We start from the raw sequence: 16,664 nt of genomic DNA on the forward strand, positions 1-16,664 counted from the left end.
CAAGGCTAAGCGATAAACATTCAATGATTAGGGCTGGCTGCGCGTTACGGTGAGTTCGTAGGATCCGCTGGGCGTCGTAAAGCACAGCATTGAGGTCCCTTCCGGGATGGCCGCGGTGCTCTGCGGAACGAGCCGGATGGGTCCGTTGGTGCGGCTGCGTGGGGAGGAGAGTTCGGCTGCGAGGAAACTGCCCACGTTGCTCACCATCCACGTATCTTCCTGCTGCCAAAAGCGGAGGAAGTGGCGGTGCATGGAGGCATCATCAGGGGCGAGGGGAAAGTCACCATCGCGGCCCGCCACCAGCTGCTGCCCGGGACGCACGATGATGCTTTTCCCGGCAGGGCTGATGAGGTGGAGCTCCCGCTGCATCCGTTGGGCCCTTTCTCTAGCAGGCAGGTTGGTGTTTACCCTGCCATCTCAACCGACCTGCTCGCTGAAAGTCTGGGGAGTGTCACCCAGGCCACAATAGCTGTGCTCCGTGTGGCGCCCGTGCACAGCGAGTAGTACTCTATTCCCTTTGCGCTCCGCCACCGTGGCGAGGCGGTGTGGTTGTGGAAAGGTGTTGCTGACTGCATGTCCGCTGAGATCCCTGCGAAGGTCGTTATCAACCTCAGCATCCTCGTGCTAGGGGCCATGGTCATGATCCTCAATGAGACGTCGCTGTCGGTGGCGTTGCCAGCGATCATGGCGGACTTCGGTATCCCTGCCACCAGCGCGCAATGGCTGCTTACCGGCTTTATGCTCACCATGGCTGTGGTGATTCCGACAACAGGTTTCCTCATCGAAAGGCTCACCACTCGCCAGATCTTCCTCGCGTCCACCGGATTGTTCCTTATCGGCACGGTGGTGGCAGCACTAGCACCGAGTTTTGTCATTCTTCTTTTCGGTCGCGTCCTCCAAGCGGGCGGCACGGCACTAATGATTCCGACGCTCATGACCGTGGCCATGACCCTGGTCCCGCCGCAACGCCGAGGAACCGTGATGGGGATTATTTCCGTCGTGATTTCGGTGGCACCTGCCTTGGGCCCGACGGTTGGTGGCGCGATTCTTCAACGCTATACCTGGCATGTCATTTTCTGGGCCATGGTTCCCCTCATGGCACTCATCTTGGTGGCGGGTCTGTGGCGCTTGAGTAACGTGGGCGAGAGCCGCGACGTGCCGTTGGACGGACTCTCCGTGCTCCTATCCGCCGTTGCTTTTGGCGGGCTGGTCTACGGACTGTCGTCGATTGAGACGATGCTCAATGGTGGTGCGTGGGTAGAGTTTGCCGTGAGCGTCATCGGAGCCGTGGGGCTCATCGTCTTCATCCTTCGTCAGCGGCGCCTTGCCCTGGATGATCGCGCACTGATGGACTTGCGCCCATTCCACGTTCGCAACTTCACGCTGGCGGTCATTATTCTGCTTGTGTCCTTCGGCCTCATGCTCGGCATGGTGACCGTCTTGCCGATCTACCTGCAGACCACCCTGGGCGCCACGGCATTCGCCACCGGCCTGGCAGTCATGCCGGGCGGTATTTTGCAGGCTTTCCTCTCACCTTTTGTGGGCCGCATCTTCGACTCTTTGGGCCCGCGCCCGCTCATGATTCCAGGGTCGCTGTTTATGGTGGTGAGCCTGTGGCTTATGGCCACGTTGGGTGAGTCCTCGGCGCTGTGGATGGTGGTGGGCATGCACGTGCTGTTCTCCTTGGGCATGTGCCTCATGATGACCCCGCTGATGACTACCGCGCTGTCCTCGCTTCCGGAGAAGCTTTACTCGCACGGTTCTGCCATCATGAACACATTCCAGCAGTTGGCGGGCGCGATGGGTACGGCCTTCCTCGTAGTTTTCCTGACCCGCGGTACAAGTGCGGGTACTGAGGCAGGCTTGAGCGCTGCCGCCGCCACGGCGCAGGGAACGCACTGGGCTTTCCTCTTTGCGGGCGTTGCCGGTATCGTCATCGCGGTGCTGGCACCGCTGCTCAAGCGCGTGGACTAACCGGGGGACTAACACAGTGGCAGGCGCAAGCGCGTCTCTTCGGCGTCCTCGCCCCACACCAGTACGGCACTGTCCGAGTCTTCGGCGGCCATGTAGTATAGCGGCTCCGCATCGGACAGATCGTAGCTATGCACCGTGCACTGTCCGTTGGAGAGTTCCTGTCCGCCTTGGGCTGGGCCGGCCGCTTCGCGCTTCTCGACGTCCCCATAACTCGCCACCGAGTACGTCACCCCATCACCGGTACACGTGATTTTGGCTTCCTGGCCTTCCTCCGGCTCGCGGGATTCGCACGTCGCTCCCTCAAAGCCCTCGTCGCCGGGGCGGGAGCTGAGGAGGCCCGGGTGGGCGTCGGCAAGCGCCTGCTCCTGCTCGGACCACGAGGCGCGGCCGATGAAGAACCACAGCAGACCGGCGATGAGCAGCAGGGCCACAGCACCGGTGCCGAGCCCTAGCAGGAGTTTCGCGGAAGACTTCTTCTTGGGTTGCTTAGGCTGCTCAGGCTGCGCTGGCTGCTGGAAAGGCTGCTGCTGGGCTGGGTGAACTGCTGGCTGCGGCGCAGTCTGGGGCGCCTGGTGGTAGGAACCCTGGGCGCGCAGAGCCTCGAGGACGGCTGCGGCGGAAGGGTAGGCCGCATTTGCGCGGAACGCCGGATAGGCAGCCGACAATAGGTGCGCGAGGCGCCCGATGACCTCCTGCGCGGAGGCGCGGGACGGGGTAAAGGCCGCATCGGGGCCTACCGTGGCGAGGAACGCCGTCGAGCGATTGCTGGTTAAGATGATGCGCCGCGGATTCAACGCACGCAGGGCATAACCGGCGCGGTCTCGCTGCAGCAGGAAATCCACGGCGTCGGCCAGCGGGGCAAAGGTGGCCAGAGCTTCCTCGCGGGAGAGATGCCGCGCGCCGACCCCGGAGCTGGTGTAGTCCGAAAGCTGTTCACCCGGAAAGCAGCGGCGCACAAAGAACTCTTGACCACTTGTTGTCGTGCCAGTGCCCACGATGGGGGCGATGGCGCTGTGCTGAAGCTGCCCAGCTACGCCAGCTTCTCGCAGCACGCCGCGGTGCTCGGCGGAAAACAACTCCACGAGCAGCTGATTCTGAGCTGGGTCCTCAACCAGGAACAACGTGGAACCGGCACCTTGGTCGAGGACGGCAAGTTCGCGCAGCTGGTGCTGGGAAGTGAAGAATTCAGGAAGCGTAGTCACGATGAGAGGGGATCCTTATGTGGTCGATTCGGAATGCCCTTCAGTGTAAGGGACAACACGTCGTGCCACGAGGCAACGCTAGGACCAAGCACAGCGCTAGCACACGGGTAGGTTCAGGCGGTCCTCGTCGGCGTTGGGACCTGCGAGTACGAAGGCAAAACGAGCGGATACTCCGGTGGGGTAGATTCCCCATGTGCCGGGCTGGTCGGGGATTTCCGCGGAGGTGATGGTGCAGGCATCACTACTAAGCTCCTCGACGGTGGCCGGCACGATCGCGTCGCGGTTGTCCTCGGTACCAAAGTCGGCGCCGACGAAGGTGAGGTCATCGCTTTCGCAAATGATACGGGCGCGTTGGCCTGCCTCCGGTTCCGCGGAGCGGCAGTTCATGTCCTTCCATGGCGCGCGGCCAGGGCGTGCGGGGAAGAGCAGCGGGAACGATTGGGCGAGGACCTTCTCTTCGGCGTCCCAGCCAGTTCCAGCGAGAACCAAGCCACCGGTAACACTAGTCACAAGAAGTATGCCCGCCAGAACTGCGGCGAGAAGGGCGAAGCGACGTCGCGAGGGGGCAGTCGCGGCATTCTCGCCCGCTGAGGTGGCTGCGCGTGCGGGAACGGCGTTGGCGGGCGTGGTGGATGGTGCTGTGCCCCGCGAGGAAGGTTGCGGTGCCGTGACAGGGCCTTCCGTGTCCGCTGCAGCGGCCAGTGCTTCCATCATCTCGGTGGAAGTGGCAAAGCGCAGCTGCGGATCCGGGTGGAGCGCGGTGGCGAAAAAGGCGTTGAGGGCGGGAGCCGAGGGGCCGTTGGCAAGCGCTAGGTTCTGTGGAGTCAGCTCAGGGATGGTGCGGCTGTGCGCCCACTGCTGCGGACTCGTAGCGCGACGTAAGTTGACCAAGGTGAGCATCTCCAGCGCGATAAGCGCCAGCGAGTACCGATCACTGGCCGCCGTGGGCTGCGGCGGGGCCTGCGCTAACTGGGTGGGGTAGAGCTCTGGGGCCATGTATGCATCGGTGCCAACGCGCAGGCCCTCCCGAGTCATTCGGGTAGCGTCCTCATTGATGGCGATGCCAAAATCCGCGAGCATGACAGTGCATCCTTCGTCACTCGCATCACTATCCGCGATGATGTTCGCGGGTTTGACATCGCGGTGAATGACCGGGGAGGGAAGCGCCGCCAAATAATCCAGAGCTTGCGCGATGGGCGTCAGCAGATGCACGGTCTGCTCCACCGTGAACTTGGAATTCTCCAAGATCCGGCGGTTGATGCGCGCCTCCAAACTGGGCCCACGCAGGAACTTCATGACGAAATACGGCACGCCGCTTGGAGTAATGTCTCCGTCGTAGATGGGGACGATAGCTGGGTGATCCAGCGCTGCCACCGTGCGCATCTCCGCCATGAAGCGGCGGACCTCCGCATCGTCCCCAGTCGCATGCTGGGCAATAACCTTGATGGCCACCTCGCGGTCGAGGCTTTCCTTGCGGGCAAAAACAATGGTGCCCATGCCGCCGGCGCCGATCTGATGGAATTGCGAATAGCCTTTGGCACTGAGCGCAGGCTCAAGATCCAAAGGTAGGCCGGAGGCGGTGGGCTGCGCGTTCATTGCTAGGCCGCCACGATGATGGGCTGACGGATGAGGAAAGGTTCATAGCCCGCCTGACGGATGGTGATTTCGGCGGTGAAGCTGCCGGCTTCCTGAAGGGCTGCGGCCAATGTGCAGACGCCGAAATTACAGCTCACAGTGCTCTGAGTGGCTTCGTCGAGATGATTATTCCCTTCGCCATCCAACAGGGCAACGTGCCATTCGGCATTATTCTCCAAGTCTGCCTCGTCGTCACTGAGGTTCATCGCCTGGGCATTGAGAACGAACACACCGCCGACAGCCCACTGCAACACACCAGTGGGTGCCGAGCCACTCACGGTGCCGTCATAGCCGGAGTTGTCCACCACCGCACGCAGCATTCCGAAGCCGTATTCCTCCAGCTCAGAGTAATTTGCGGTGATTTCATCGACCGGCCCTGGACCTGGCTGTTTGGTGGTAATAAGGAATGAACCATCCGCTTGGCGCAGATGTAGCCCGGTAGGCTCTGCGCTTTTTGATGCCTCCGCCGCCGTCGGCGTCGCATCCGACCGGGATGTGGTGCCGTTGACTGTGAACTTCGGCGCATCCTCAGCGGTGTCCTTGTCCGTGGCGCACGCCGACAGTGTGGCGAGTGCTAAGCCAAGAACGGCCAGCGTGCGCAGCGAGAACGGGGAGAGCATGAGAGTGGGCAGATCCTTGCAGCGTGGAGAAAACAGAATCAGACAAAGAGTACCAGTACTGCGCAGGAATCCAAGGTCAAATCAAGAAATGATGACTGAATTGTTATGAAAGGTGTGCATAGTATTGGGGGTGGGCCGCGGCGAACTGCGCCAGAACGATGCGCCACGAAATCTTCTGCCCCGGCTGAAATTGAGGCACGCCGAGCTTCTGCAGAGTTTCCGCCAGAGTTTGAATCTTGCGCTCAACCTTCTTTTCCGTCCACTCCAAGGTTTCGGCGAGCTCGCGCTGGGTTCCCACAACCACGCGTGGTTCGGCAGCGGGATCATCGATGAGAGGCTGGGCCAGAGCCTTGAGTAGGAGGCACTGCTCCTCGTTGGGTTCAAAGACGTGGGTTGTGAATGGGCCATCCGGTGGCAGGCTAGGTTCAGGGCTCCGTAGCGGTTGCATGACGGTAAGCTCGCATTCGTAGCTCATCGTGGCGGTGGAGAAATACAGCGTTGATGTTCCCGGGTGTAGTACTTCGATGCTGCCGGGACTCAGCACCGTGCGGCCATATCCGCAGGAGGCCGGTGGCTGAATGGTGGCGGCGACGAAGCTGCCAATGTTTTTGAGGAACCACTGGGCGCCGTTGGACCATACCTGCAGGAACGTGCGGTGCATGGCTGGGTCGTCGGCGGCAAGGAGGATATCGCCCTGACGGCCCAAGGTGGCGGACTCGGTAACGCTAAGAAGCTGCGAGTGGCCAATAAGATCGTCGACAAGCAAGGCACCCTGCTGTGGCTGCGACATGGTGACTGGCTCCTCCCTCAACGTGTCAACAGTGCTAACTAGGAGGTTAGTGTACTTCATGACCTGCGGTGGGAGGTTCATAGAGGGCCAGAGCACCTCGCCAATAGGGAGTGCGTTGAGGAGGCGGGGCGAGCGAGTCTGTGGTGACATCAGCTCGCTGACCATGAGAGTTCCTTATGGGGCAGAGAGACTTACGGAGCGAAACCTCCGGTATAGGGAAATGAGGGGCGACGCCGTGAGTGATAAGGAAAGGAACGGGAATCAAACGTCACGCTGCATCCCGAACCAGCGCCGCTTATTTTAACAAGCATCGTGGGGCCCAACCTAGTGGCGGGGAGATTTCCCCAGGGGCGGCAGGCGTAGGGTGCGGCCATTTGGGCCTGTTCGCTACCGGCGTACAGTGTGGTGAGCTGGGGAAACGGGCGTGTGATGGTGATGCGGAGAAAAATCGTGAATGGAGTGTCGACCCCGCGCGTTAGAGTGGATGACACATTAACAGCGAAAGGTAAGAGGTCATGTTCGAGAGGTTTACAGACCGTGCTCGCCGCGTCATCGTTTTGGCGCAGGAAGAAGCACGCATGCTCAACCACAATTACATCGGCACCGAGCACATCCTCCTGGGTCTCATTCACGAGGGTGAAGGCGTTGCCGCCAAGGCCCTGGAATCCATGGGCATCTCGCTGGAGGACGTCCGCCGTGAGGTGGAGGAGATTATTGGTCAGGGCTCCCAGCCACACACTGGCCACATTCCGTTTACCCCGCGCGCCAAGAAGGTTCTTGAGCTTTCCCTGCGCGAGGGCCTGCAAATGGGCCACAAGTACATTGGCACCGAGTTCCTGCTCCTCGGCCTCATTCGTGAAGGCGATGGCGTGGCAGCCCAGGTGCTGACCAAGCTGGGCGCGGACTTGCCGCGCGTGCGCCAGCAGGTTATCCAGCTGCTCTCCGGTTATGAGGGCGGCGAAGGTGACGGTGGCAGCACCTCCCAGGGCGGTCCTGGCCCAGTAGGCGCTGGTGCTGGTGCTGGCCAGGGTGGTCGTGGCGGTTCCGGCGGCGCCGGAGAGCGTTCCAACTCCCTGGTGCTTGACCAGTTCGGCCGCAACCTCACCCAGGCTGCTAAGGACGGCAAGCTGGATCCCGTGGTGGGCCGTGAGTCTGAGGTGGAGCGCATCATGCAGGTGCTCTCCCGCCGTACTAAGAACAACCCGGTGCTCATCGGTGAGCCCGGTGTGGGTAAGACCGCCGTGGTCGAGGGCTTGGCCCTCGACATTGTCAACGGCAAGGTCCCGGAGACTCTCAAGGATAAGCAGCTGTACTCGCTGGACCTGGGCTCCCTGGTGGCCGGTTCCCGCTACCGTGGTGACTTTGAGGAACGCCTGAAGAAGGTTCTCAAGGAAATTAACCAGCGCGGTGACATCATCCTCTTCATCGATGAGATCCACACCCTGGTGGGCGCTGGTGCCGCCGAGGGAGCCATCGATGCTGCCTCCCTGCTGAAGCCGAAGCTGGCTCGTGGTGAGCTCCAGACCATTGGTGCAACCACCCTGGATGAGTACCGCAAGCATATTGAGAAGGACGCTGCTCTCGAGCGCCGCTTCCAGCCGGTCAAGGTGGAAGAACCGTCCCTCGATGACACCATTCTGATTCTTAAGGGCCTGCGCGATAAGTACGAGGCGCACCACCGCGTGTCCTACACCGATGAGGCCCTCAAGGCAGCGGCCTCCTTGTCTGACCGCTACATCAATGACCGCTTCCTGCCGGATAAGGCCGTTGACCTTCTCGATGAGGCTGGCGCTCGCATGCGTATCAAGCGCATGACCGCTCCGGAAGGCCTGCGTGAGGTCGATGACCGCATTGCCGAGGTCCGCAAGGAAAAGGAAGCCGCGATTGATGCGCAGGACTTCGAGAAGGCAGCAGGTCTGCGCGATCAGGAGCGCAAGCTCGGTGAAGAGCGCGCGGAGAAGGAAAAGCAGTGGCGCTCCGGTGATTTGGAAGAAATCGCCGAGGTCGGCGAGGAACAGATCGCTGAGGTCCTGGCCCACTGGACTGGCATCCCGGTTCTCAAGCTCACAGAGAAGGAATCCAACCGACTCCTCAATATGGAGGAGGAGCTGCACAAGCGCATCATTGGTCAGGACGAGGCCGTCAAGGCTGTCTCCCGCGCTATCCGCCGTACCCGTGCAGGCCTGAAGGATCCGCGCCGACCATCTGGTTCCTTCATCTTCGCGGGTCCGTCCGGTGTGGGTAAGACGGAGCTATCGAAGTCCCTGGCTAACTTCCTCTTCGGTTCGGATGATGACCTCATCCAGATCGATATGGGTGAGTTCCATGACCGCTTCACCGCCTCCCGCCTCTTTGGTGCTCCTCCGGGATACGTGGGCTACGAAGAGGGTGGCCAGCTGACCGAGAAGGTCCGCCGCAAGCCGTTCTCCGTCGTCCTGTTCGACGAGATTGAGAAGGCCCACAAGGAGATTTACAACACCCTCCTGCAGGTGCTTGAGGATGGCCGCCTGACCGATGGCCAGGGCCGCAACGTGGACTTCAAGAACACGGTGCTCATCTTCACCTCGAACCTGGGTACCCAGGACATCTCTAAGGCTGTGGGCTTGGGATTCACCGGCTCCTCTGAGACCGATTCGGATGCGCAGTACGAGCGCATGAAGAATAAGGTTAACGATGAGCTGAAGAAGCACTTCCGCCCAGAGTTCCTCAACCGTATCGACGAGATTGTGGTCTTCCACCAGCTCACCCAGGAGCAGATTGTGGAGATGGTAGAGCTGCTCATTGGTCGCGTGGAAAAGCAGCTTTCCGAGCGCGATATGGGCATCGAGCTCACGCAGAAGGCCAAGGACCTGCTGGCCAAGCGCGGCTTCGACCCCGTTCTTGGTGCCCGTCCGCTGCGTCGTACCATCCAGCGTGAGATTGAGGACCAGCTCTCCGAGAAGATCCTTTACGGTGAAATCGGTGCCGGTGAAATCATCACCGTGGACGTCGAGGGCTGGGACGGCGAGTCCAAGGACAACTCCTCGGCCACCTTCACCTTCACCCCGCGTCCGCGCCCGCTGCCGGAGGGAACCTTCGATGAAGAGCTCGAGAACTTGGAGGACATCGCCGTGCGCGAGGCTGATGAGGAAGCATCCTCGGATGAGCCGGATACCATCAGCCCGGATGTCCTTGGGGAGTCTGGCAGCGATTCCGCTGACGAGTCCCATAACGATGATGGCGATGACGGCAACCCGCCGCCGGCAGGCGCTGGCGCCGGTCAGCCGCTCTAAGCGCTGACTCTGGCCCAGCCACTGGGCCCATGAGGAATAGCCCCGAACCGCATGCGTGTGAAACCACGTTCGGTTCGGGGCTTGCTGTGCGTGACCTTCACGGAGCGGCCCGCCCCCCCAGTCCACCACTAGAACTGAATCAGCCGGACTTAGGCCAATTTTGTTATGTCCATAGGGTTTTTGGACATGGAGTCCGGTGTCTTTTTGGACACGGAATCCATGGAGGTCTTGGACACTTCTAGCGGTTTATGGTTGTGGCCTGCGTTTCGGCCGGGGTTTGGATAGTTTCGGGTTCATCCGCGGTGGTTGGCGGTGTTTCATTCCTTCAACGAGGTTGATGTTGATCTGGCCACCTGGTGGTCTGTGGCTCAACGTGATCGGCAGTGGCACGCTGAAGAGGAATTCACCGTCATGGGCCGTGTAGAACTCCGCAACGTTTTCGGCTGTGACTGTGGAGTAGAGTCTGCGGTTTTTAAACCTCAGACCAATGTAGAGACCGAAGCCGCACACGCGTACAACGCCGTCTTTGCTTACGCAGAGCTGGTCTGGGATACCCCAATGGTTTGTTGAATTTGTTGTCGGCGCCGTTAGTGTGGGGGTATCGGTGGGAGGTATGCCTTGCAAAGCTGCCATGTCATCGGTGCAGGCCTCGTGTGAAGTTGCCGCTTCCGCGGGGCCGTTTAGCATTTCGGATACAGCTTGTGGATTGTGCGCTTGGTTATAAGCGACTACGCGGGCCCAGACCTGCTCGGGATCGAGTGGATGTGTAGGTGATGGTGCCTTGGGGAAGGTATCGAAGGCCTGGCGTGGTGTGATGTGCATTTTGCCGACCAGCAGTGATTGGTGCCGTCGTCGTTCGTTGTAGACCTGGCGATATTCGGCCAGGTAGGTGTTGACCTCAGCAAGGCTGACTGGGTGGCGTGCATCGAGGAACTGGGTCAACGTGCGGTGAGAGCGTTCGTCTTTTCCCTGGGTTGTCGGGGCGAAACCAGCAATAGCAAGTACACCTTGGCTAGCGAGCCAAGTTTCAGTAGCAGAGAGAAAACCACGGTGATAGGTGGCGAACGCATCGCCATTGTCGGAAAGGATTTCTTGAGGTTTGCCGTAGGCGGCGAACGCTGCGGCCAGTGCGGCGCGGGAATCAGTACCGTTTTCTGGCAGAGCGAACGCTGTGGTTCCGACATCGAATCTGCTGGCATCATCGATAATCTGGTAAATCGTGACATGTGTGTGGGCATGGTCAAAGAGGCGGTAGACCAGTCCATCGATTTGCCAGAGTTCACCGACGAGATCACGGGCGAAGCGCTTATAGGAGCTGCGGGGGCGTTTGCGGGCATTGGCATCAACAAATCCCAGCTCATGAAGCCACGAGGCGATTGTAGAACGCGACGGTGTGGAATCTGGGCCTACAGTGTCAAACAAGAAGTAGTAGATCGACCAAGGCCCATAATCCAAGCCTTGCTCCATCAACTCCTGCCTGGCGTGGACGACTGCGATTTTATCGGCCTCGTTAAATTTCTTAATCGGATTCTTCGGGGCAGTCGAATCAGGCACAATACCTGCGCGACCCTTCTGCGCTATCCGGCTTTTGATGTTGTGGTACGTCTGCCGCGAGATTCCTAATTCTTTGCAAAACTGTGTGACCGTCTTGCCGTCACGAACGGGATCGAAATCTGCGACCTTTCTACGCTTATGCAATGGAATAGCCATTCGGCTATTCCACCGCCGCAAACGTCCAAAAAGCCACTAGACATCCCGTCCAAAAACATCCTGGACTCCGTGTCCAAAAAGTCGCTAGACATCACAGACTTAGGCCAATTTAGTGCGGAACAATCCCACCTCACCGCCGAAAACCACCAGGTAGCAGTGTCAAGAGTCCCGTTGCTCACCCACCCAAGACCTAAGTCAGGCTAGAACTGAATCAGCACACCGTCTCGTGCGATTCGTGCTCCGGGTGCTCAATCTGGATGGTGCAGTGCTCGATGCCGAATTCGTGCAGGGCGTGCTGAACGGCATCCAACAGCGGGCCGGCGTCGACGGTGCCGTCACGCACGATGTGCACGGTCGTGAGCACGCTTACGCCATCCAGGCTCCACAGGTGTAGGTCGTGGATGTCGGCAACGCCTTCGACCTGCCGCAGCGCGGGCTCGATTGCGCTGGCGTCGAAGCCCGCCGGAACCTGCTCGAGCAGCACGCTCGCCGACAGCCGCATGAGTTGCCATGCGCGCGGCAGCACCATCGCCGCGATCACCAGGGAGGCGATCACGTCCGCAGCCACGAACCCGGTGGTCAGCACCACGATGCCCGCCACGATCACTGCCACCGAGCCCAGCATATCGACCAGCACGTGCAAGAACGCACCCTCCACGTTGATCGAGGATTCGCGGTGGCGGTGCAGAACCCACGCCGATAGCGCATTCGCCACCAGGCCGATCACCGCGATGATCAGCATCGTTTTTCCCTGTACTTCGGCCGGGCTCTGCAGTCGGCGAACCGCCTCGACGACAATCCACACCGAGATCACCAGCACCATTACCGCGTTCGCCAGCGCCGCAAGCACCTCCACCCGCCGGTAGCCGTAGGTGGCCTGGGCTGATGCTTGTCGGCGACCCACCAGCACCGCTAGCACCGCAATGATTAACCCAGCGGCGTCAGAAAGCATGTGCATAGCATCCGCCATCAACGCCATTGAACCCGCCAACCAGCCGCCGATCAGCTCCGCGAAGAAGACGGTGCCGGTAATGCTGAGCGCGATCAGAAGTGCGCGCAGCGGCGTGCTGGAGTGATCGTGGTCGTGGTGCTCGTGTGCCATGCACTCAGCCTATCGCCACTGATGCTTATTGACAATAAAATGAAAAAGGATGGCGGCGGGCGCAGCCGGCGACTCCAAGTCAGGTTCTTTGTGTGAGTCCTGGGGGGCGAGTCTAGGATTCAGCAGGCTGGCAGTTCGATGGGGCGGGGACATCCTTGAAGCGGTCGATGAGGTATCTCGTGCCGCGCAGAAGCGAACGGGCCATTGGCGCGGCATGGTTGGCGCCGGAGCCGGGACGGATGTTGACGGCCCGGGCATCCTCAAACTGGACGGTGCCGCCGGCTGCACAGAAGTCACGGGCCATGGTGCGCGCCTGCTGGTAAGGGATGATGTCATCGGTGGGGGAATTCATGACCAGCATTGGCGCATTGAGAGCATGCTGGCCTAGGCGCTGTTCCCTCAACATGCGGGAGGCCGCTGGTTTGCGGCGCAGCAATTCTTCAAAGGATTCACCGTTGTTCGTGAGCTCGCTGGTGCGGACATTTCCCCAGGCAGACATAGAGTCACGGGCACAGAAAGTCTCGGCATCAGTGAGGAACTTGCGCCCGCGGGGGTTCAGCTCATCGATGATTTCGTGTGAGAATTCGGGGCTGCGCTCGGCAAAACCATTGATGGCATAGCCCAAGACGTGGACAAGGGACGAACCATCGACGGCACGCATGACTTCGAAAAGGTCTGCTGGTGGCGCGCCGGCAAAGGTACCCTTGACGTTGAGCTCAGGCGCATAGGTGGCCGCGTACTCGCCAGCGGCGGCAGCTGCGCCACCGCCTTGGGAATAACCGGCAAAGCCGACGGGGGCAGTGGCCGGTGCACCGGCGAGCTTGAGGCCCGCGCGGGCGGCGTCAAGAACCGCGTGGGCTTCTTCGATGTTGTTCACGTAGGAGTGGTGGCCGGGGGTGCCGAGCCCGATGTAGTCCGTGACCACAACACGTACGCCCTGCGATAGGGCGAAGTCGTAAAGTCCTGCGGCAGCATCGAAGTTCTGGTCCCTGCCTCCGGCACTAGGTGCTGTGTAAGCACGTGACGGCGCGCACTGGTCGCCTGCCCCGCGAGTTCCTGGCGCGTAGACAATGGTGGGCCGCTCACCAGGCCCGTTCCACGGGACCTTGGGTTCGAAGACCATACCCGTGACTGTGGTGGGAGTGCCGTCCATGAGCGTGGAGGCGTAGGAAATGGCCGTGATCCTCGCGTTGGGCTGTTCGGTTGGGGCGGCGGAGTGCACGGTGCCCGGGGGAACTGCCTGTGCTGCTGGTGTGGCCACGGCGACGGCCGCAGCGGTCGCAAGAGCAGTAATCAGGGCTTTAATTCTCACGATGTTGAGCGTAGTCTTCCTAGCTCAGTTGCGCATCCGCGCTAAGCTTGCTGGCATGGGAATTTACTATCGCAAGCGGAAGAAGACCGGTAAGAACAGCTGGATTAACGTCTCTGGCTCCGGTGCGTCGATGTCGACGAAGGTCGGACCCGTGACCTTTAATTCCCGCGGTGGCATGTGGGTCAACCTACCCGGTGGCCTGAATTTCCGGGGGCGCTGGCGTTAATGAACTCTCACCCCAGCACCGACTATGTCCGGATGGGGTATGAGGCTGACGTCGTCCTGCGTTTGGGCATGATGCTCATGGGCGCGGGCACGTCGGGCTATCGGGTGCTGCGCGGCATGAAACGTGCTGCTCGCGCGCTGGGCTTCGACCGGCTTGATGCTGACGTTGGCGTCACCCAAATCACGTGTACCTTTCACCGCGGCCGTGATTTTCGGACCGTTGTGGCCCAGCAGCATTCACCGGCCGTCGATGCCTCTCGCATCGAGGCTCTCGAGGACCTCACCCACAACCGCCTGTTTTCAGGAATTACCGCTGAGGATCTCAGCGCCATGCTCGATGTCATCGAGTCCACGGTGATTAAACGGTGGAACCGCTGGCTCTTGGCCTGCGCGGCAGCCGTTGCCTGTGCATCCTTTGCCGTGCTCAATTACTTCACCGTCTATGCAGTCGTCCTCGTTGCGCTGGCGGCTTTCTGCGGTCAGTTGACCCGCGCCTCACTGCATCACAAACACGTGCACCAGCTCGGCTGCATCGTGGCGGGCGGAACAGTAGCGAGCCTGGTGTATTTCATCACCACCAAGGCGGTCGCCGCTACAGGCATCGCTAACCCCGCCGATTTTTCCTCCGGTTATGTTGCGGCGGTGCTGTTCCTCATCCCAGGATTCCCGCTGTTCTCGGCGCTTATTGACCTCGCACGCTTCGACTTCGGCGCGGGCCTGACCCGCTTGGCGTATGCGCTGACCATCATTACCGCGGCCACTTTTACCGTGGCGCTGGTGAGCTGGACCACGGAACTGACACCTGAACCAGGCATCCCGAGCCCCGATGCCCAATGGTATATCGCAGCAGCCGTGGCAAGTTTCCTCGGCATTTCTGGCTTTGCCTTCTTGTTCAACTCCTCTCGGCGGATGGTACTGGTGGCGGCGTCGGTGGGGACGGTGGCCAACATCGTGCGTCTGTTCCTCATCAGCTGGGGAGCGACCAACTACGTGGGCGCTTTCATCGGTGGCCTCATCGTGGGCCTGTTGGGTGCGGTGGCGTCCAAGCGTGCACACCTGCCGCGTATCACTACGACGGTGCCGGCGTCTGTCATCATGATCCCGGGCACCGCCATGTTCCGCACTGTCTACCACCTCAACGTGGGCAACATGGACCAAGCCTTGAACAACCTCGCCATCGCCTCAATGGCCGTCGTGGCGATTGGCTGCGGTCTTGTTTGCGCCCGCATGCTTACTGACCGCAACTGGACCATGGGCCGGCTTATCGACTTCTCCCATCGCCCTACTGAGGAAGATGGAACAGCCCCTCCTCGTTCTGCTCCATAAGGCCATCGTCCAGCAGTGAAGCGAGTGCGCGAGCGCGCTGCGGAGCGTCTTCCCACACAGCATCCAATTCGGACTGGGCAACGGGGCGGGGTGAGGCGCGGAGGACGTCGAGAAGCAGTCCACGTACTTGGCGGTCCGTGCCGGTGAACTTTTGCACGCGCTTCTTCGCCCGCGCAGCCTCTTCCTCACTCGGCTCGGGGCATCCGGCGAGCTGCCAGGCACACTTGGTTTTAATGGGGCAGGCCATGCAGTCCGGATTCTTCGCCGTGCACACGAGCGCTCCCAGCTCCATGAGCGCCGCCGAAAAACGCGGCCCATTCTCCTCCGGAAGAAGCTCCTCCACCTGTGCCAACTCGCGCTTCGAGGGTGTCGGCGCCAGGAACCGGCCCGTCTCAGCGCGGGCATAGACGCGGCGCACATTGGTGTCCACCACCGGCACGTTATGCCCAAAATGAAACGCCGCCACCGCCCGCGCGGTGTACTCACCGATACCGGGCAGGGCCAAGAGCTTATCGACGTCCCCCGGAACCTCACCTTCCCCAATCTCCTTCGCGCATTCCCACAACCGCAACGCACGCCGCGGATAACCTAGCTTGCCCCAAGCGCGCAGCACATCGGCTTTGGACGCCGCCGCGAGATCCTGGGGCGTGGGCCAACGTTGCATCCACTCTTCCCACTGCGGGGCCACGCGCGCGACGGGAGTCTGCTGGCTCATGACCTCGCTGAGCAGTACACCCCAGGCCGAGGTCCCCGGCGCCCGCCAGGGCAGGGGGCGCTCGTGAGCGTCGAACCACTCCATGACAGCTTGGGTATCCATAAACACCTCAGTGTAGGGGTGGTGGGACTAGAGTGTGAATCATGCCTCTAGCACATGTGCCGCACCGTCCACAGGAAGTCTGGGAAGCCCTCCAGGAAGGTAACCGTCGCCTCGTGAGCGGAAACCTTATTGCCGTTAATCAGGATGCCAAGCTGCGCGCTGGGTTGACCCAGGGCCAAGACCCGCGCGTTATTGTGCTGGCCTGCTCGGATTCCCGCGCGCCGATTGAGCACGTATTCAACATTGGTTTCGGTGATGCCTTCGTCATCCGTACAGCGGGGCACATCCTGGATAGTGCGGTGATGGCGTCGCTGGACTATGCCCTGGAGAACCTCAACGCCAACCTGCTCGTCGTGATGGGGCATCAGTCCTGTGGTGCGGTGAGCGCGGCCTCCGATTTCCTGGATGGCGGCGAGCTGCCGACGGGGCTGCAGCGCCCCATCATTGAGCAGGTCGCGGTAGCGTCCATGGTGGCTCGGCGCGATGGCCGCGAGGACCGCGCTGACTTTGAGCGTGAGAACACCGCACAGACAGTCTCGCAGATCATCTCAGACGTCCCGGCGGCGCGCGAGCTTCTCGACGCTGGAACGCTCGGTATCGTCGGCCTGCGCTACCTCCTTGAGGACTCCAGTGTGGAGATCGTTGTCCTCCACGGCGTGCAGTAGCGCGACAATAAGGC

The 16,664-nt window shown here is 61.0% G+C and carries 14 protein-coding genes; 5 read left to right on the forward strand and 9 right to left on the reverse strand.

Annotated features, from left to right (window positions below):
• Positions 1-27 precede the first annotated feature (27 nt).
• Positions 28-369: a hypothetical protein gene (locus I6J72_RS00265; protein WP_070670556.1), complete on the reverse strand. Its 342-nt coding sequence runs from the start codon at positions 367-369 to the stop codon at positions 28-30.
• Positions 370-573: 204 nt separating this feature from the next.
• Here I6J72_RS00265 and I6J72_RS00270 point away from each other — a divergent pair, with 204 nt between their 5' ends.
• Entirely contained in the window at positions 574-1,974 is a 1,401-nt protein-coding gene (locus tag I6J72_RS00270; protein ID WP_204099520.1) for an MDR family MFS transporter, read from the forward strand.
• Between the two features lie 8 nt (positions 1,975-1,982).
• On the opposite strand, the gene I6J72_RS00275 is transcribed toward I6J72_RS00270, so the two are convergent.
• From I6J72_RS00275 to I6J72_RS00290, 4 genes are all read right to left on the reverse strand, one after another.
• Positions 1,983-3,176 (reverse strand): serine/threonine protein kinase, encoded by a 1,194-nt coding sequence (locus I6J72_RS00275; protein WP_204099521.1) that lies wholly within the window; start codon positions 3,174-3,176, stop codon positions 1,983-1,985.
• Between the two features lie 96 nt (positions 3,177-3,272).
• Entirely contained in the window at positions 3,273-4,772 is a 1,500-nt protein-coding gene (locus I6J72_RS00280; protein ID WP_204099522.1) for a serine/threonine-protein kinase, read from the reverse strand.
• A 2-nt stretch (positions 4,773-4,774) separates the two neighbouring features.
• The gene (locus I6J72_RS00285; RefSeq protein ID WP_204099523.1) at positions 4,775-5,431 is read right to left on the reverse strand and encodes a hypothetical protein; all 657 of its coding nucleotides are present in this window, start codon (positions 5,429-5,431) and stop codon (positions 4,775-4,777) included.
• Between the two features lie 103 nt (positions 5,432-5,534).
• On the reverse strand, positions 5,535-6,221 hold the full coding sequence (locus tag I6J72_RS00290) for a hypothetical protein (protein ID WP_147279347.1): 687 nt from the start codon (positions 6,219-6,221) through the stop codon (positions 5,535-5,537).
• 515 nt (positions 6,222-6,736) lie between these two features.
• Here I6J72_RS00290 and I6J72_RS00295 point away from each other — a divergent pair.
• A complete protein-coding gene (locus tag I6J72_RS00295) occupies positions 6,737-9,493 on the forward strand; it encodes an ATP-dependent Clp protease ATP-binding subunit (protein ID WP_204099524.1) in 2,757 nt (918 codons plus the stop codon).
• A gap of 246 nt (positions 9,494-9,739) precedes the next feature.
• Here the strand turns inward: I6J72_RS00295 and I6J72_RS00300 are convergent, their stop codons facing one another.
• The 3 genes from I6J72_RS00300 to I6J72_RS00310 form a co-directional block, all read right to left on the reverse strand.
• Positions 9,740-11,203 carry an integrase core domain-containing protein gene (locus I6J72_RS00300; protein ID WP_204099525.1) on the reverse strand — a complete coding sequence of 488 codons (1,464 nt, stop codon included), beginning with the start codon at positions 11,201-11,203 and terminating at the stop codon, positions 9,740-9,742.
• Between the two features lie 211 nt (positions 11,204-11,414).
• Positions 11,415-12,305 (reverse strand): cation diffusion facilitator family transporter, encoded by an 891-nt coding sequence (locus I6J72_RS00305; protein ID WP_204099526.1) that lies wholly within the window; start codon positions 12,303-12,305, stop codon positions 11,415-11,417.
• A gap of 112 nt (positions 12,306-12,417) precedes the next feature.
• A complete protein-coding gene (locus tag I6J72_RS00310; RefSeq protein WP_239107399.1) occupies positions 12,418-13,617 on the reverse strand; it encodes a lipase family protein in 1,200 nt (399 codons plus the stop codon).
• 55 nt (positions 13,618-13,672) lie between these two features.
• On the opposite strand from I6J72_RS00310, the gene I6J72_RS00315 reads away from it, so the two are divergent.
• Both I6J72_RS00315 and I6J72_RS00320 read left to right on the forward strand, forming a co-directional pair.
• Positions 13,673-13,843 carry a DUF4236 domain-containing protein gene (locus I6J72_RS00315; protein ID WP_082013969.1) on the forward strand — a complete coding sequence of 57 codons (171 nt, stop codon included), beginning with the start codon at positions 13,673-13,675 and terminating at the stop codon, positions 13,841-13,843.
• Complete coding sequence (locus I6J72_RS00320; RefSeq protein ID WP_239107400.1) at positions 13,843-15,168, forward strand: threonine/serine exporter ThrE family protein; 1,326 nt, start codon at positions 13,843-13,845, stop codon at positions 15,166-15,168. Before I6J72_RS00315 ends, I6J72_RS00320 begins: the two co-directional genes overlap by 1 nt.
• Here I6J72_RS00320 and I6J72_RS00325 read toward each other — a convergent pair.
• Positions 15,125-15,985 (reverse strand): A/G-specific adenine glycosylase, encoded by an 861-nt coding sequence (locus tag I6J72_RS00325; protein WP_204099527.1) that lies wholly within the window; start codon positions 15,983-15,985, stop codon positions 15,125-15,127. The two genes, I6J72_RS00320 and I6J72_RS00325, sit on opposite strands and share 44 nt — an antisense overlap.
• A 41-nt stretch (positions 15,986-16,026) precedes the next feature.
• Between I6J72_RS00325 and I6J72_RS00330 the strand changes: the two genes are divergently transcribed.
• Positions 16,027-16,650 (forward strand): carbonic anhydrase, encoded by a 624-nt coding sequence (locus I6J72_RS00330; RefSeq protein ID WP_204099528.1) that lies wholly within the window; start codon positions 16,027-16,029, stop codon positions 16,648-16,650.
• The last annotated feature ends 14 nt before the right edge of the window (positions 16,651-16,664 follow it).

The sequence above is a fragment of the Corynebacterium sp. FDAARGOS 1242 genome (genome assembly GCF_016889985.1).
Taxonomy (GTDB): domain Bacteria; phylum Actinomycetota; class Actinomycetes; order Mycobacteriales; family Mycobacteriaceae; genus Corynebacterium; species Corynebacterium minutissimum_B.

Coding starts and splice junctions, on each gene's coding strand:
- I6J72_RS00265 (WP_070670556.1), bottom strand. CDS start 369: ATGCAGCGGGAGCTCCACCTCATCAGCCCTGCCGGGAAAAGCATCATC.
- I6J72_RS00270 (WP_204099520.1), top strand. CDS start 574: ATGTCCGCTGAGATCCCTGCGAAGGTCGTTATCAACCTCAGCATCCTC.
- I6J72_RS00280 (WP_204099522.1), bottom strand. CDS start 4,772: ATGAACGCGCAGCCCACCGCCTCCGGCCTACCTTTGGATCTTGAGCCT.
- I6J72_RS00285 (WP_204099523.1), bottom strand. CDS start 5,431: ATGCTCTCCCCGTTCTCGCTGCGCACGCTGGCCGTTCTTGGCTTAGCA.
- I6J72_RS00290 (WP_147279347.1), bottom strand. CDS start 6,221: ATGTCGCAGCCACAGCAGGGTGCCTTGCTTGTCGACGATCTTATTGGC.
- I6J72_RS00295 (WP_204099524.1), top strand. CDS start 6,737: ATGTTCGAGAGGTTTACAGACCGTGCTCGCCGCGTCATCGTTTTGGCG.
- I6J72_RS00300 (WP_204099525.1), bottom strand. CDS start 11,203: ATGGCTATTCCATTGCATAAGCGTAGAAAGGTCGCAGATTTCGATCCC.
- I6J72_RS00305 (WP_204099526.1), bottom strand. CDS start 12,305: ATGGCACACGAGCACCACGACCACGATCACTCCAGCACGCCGCTGCGC.
- I6J72_RS00315 (WP_082013969.1), top strand. CDS start 13,673: ATGGGAATTTACTATCGCAAGCGGAAGAAGACCGGTAAGAACAGCTGG.
- I6J72_RS00320 (WP_239107400.1), top strand. CDS start 13,843: ATGAACTCTCACCCCAGCACCGACTATGTCCGGATGGGGTATGAGGCT.
- I6J72_RS00325 (WP_204099527.1), bottom strand. CDS start 15,985: ATGGATACCCAAGCTGTCATGGAGTGGTTCGACGCTCACGAGCGCCCC.
- I6J72_RS00330 (WP_204099528.1), top strand. CDS start 16,027: ATGCCTCTAGCACATGTGCCGCACCGTCCACAGGAAGTCTGGGAAGCC.